The sequence below is a fragment of the Allgaiera indica genome (genome assembly GCF_900106675.1).
In the GTDB taxonomy this organism is placed as follows: Bacteria; Pseudomonadota; Alphaproteobacteria; order Rhodobacterales; family Rhodobacteraceae; genus Acidimangrovimonas; species Acidimangrovimonas indica.
This window is the reverse complement of sequence record NZ_FNOB01000075.1, coordinates 1-1272: the sequence shown is the minus strand read 5'-3', so window position 1 is coordinate 1272 and position 1272 is coordinate 1. Positions and strand designations below refer to the sequence as shown.

1 protein-coding gene is annotated in these 1272 nt (G+C 64.4%); it reads left to right on the top strand.

Features of this window, described 5'->3' with window-relative positions; translation table 11 throughout:
* Positions 1–1272 (top strand): IS30 family transposase (locus BLV97_RS20635; RefSeq protein WP_244521087.1); only part of this gene is annotated, 1272 nt, incomplete at both ends.

Below are 1272 nucleotides of genomic sequence, written 5' to 3'. Positions count from 1 at the left end.
AGGAAGCCGCCGTTGCAGCGGGAGTTTCAGCCCCTGTCGGAACCCGATGGTTTCGGAGTTCTGGCGGAATGCCTCCCACACATCTCGCACCATCGGCGCCTGCGCCGAAGAACCGTAGTCTTTCGTTCGCGGAACGCGAGGAAATAGCCATTGAGCGTGCTCGGGGCACCGGGGTGCGGGCGATAGCGCGCAAGCTGGGCCGATCGCCCAGCACGATCTCTCGCGAGATCAGGCGCAACTCGGCGACTCGCAGTGGAGAGTTCGACTATCGGGCCATTGCCGCGCAGTGGCATGCGGATCGCGCGGCCAGGCGTCCAAAGGCCAGCAAGCTCGCGCTCAATCTCGCCTTGCGCGACTACGTTCAGGAACGGCTCTCCGGCCTCATTGCCACACCGGACGGCATCGCTTTCGATGGCCCTATAGTGGTATGGAAAGGACGGCGGGCCGTTCACCGGAAAGGCCGACGCTGGTCCTCGGCCTGGAGTCCGGAGCAGATCTCGCAGCGCCTGAAGGTGGACTTTCCCGAGGATCCGACCATGCGCATCAGCCATGAAGCCATCTACCAAGCCCTGTACATTCAGGGACGGGGTGCGCTGAGGCGAGAGCTCTCTGCCTGTCTGAGGTCCGGTCGCGCGCTCAGGTTGCCCCGCGAACGCACACGAAACCGCGGTAAGGCCTTCATCGCCGATGCCCTGATGATCAGCGACCGCCCGGCGGAGATCGGCGACAGAGCCGTCCCCGGTCATTGGGAGGGGGACCTCATTCTCGGTCTCGGCAGCTCGGCGATCGGCACGCTGGTCGAACGCACGACCCGGTTCACCATGCTCCTGCACTTGCCGCGTATGGAGGGGCACGGGGCGGGCAAGTCTGTCAAGAATGGACCAGCCCTTGCCGGTCACGGTGCCGAGGCCGTCCGGGACGCCATCGCAGGGACGATCAGCAGCCTGCCTGCCCACCTGCGTCGCTCCTTGACCTGGGACCAAGGTGCCGAGATGGCCCAACACGCGCAGTTGCGCATTGAAACGGGTCTCGAGATCTACTTCTGTGACCCTCAGAGCCCCTGGCAGCGAGGCAGCAACGAGAACACCAACGGTCTGCTCCGCCAATACTTCCCCAAGGGGACGGATCTCAGCCAACACGGCGCCGAAGAGCTGAACGCCGTTGCCCACGCGCTGAACACGCGCCCCAGAAAAACGCTGGGCTGGCAAACACCGGCAGAGGCTCTCGACCGGCTGCTCAAACAGGATATGATAGAAGGTGTTGCGACGACCG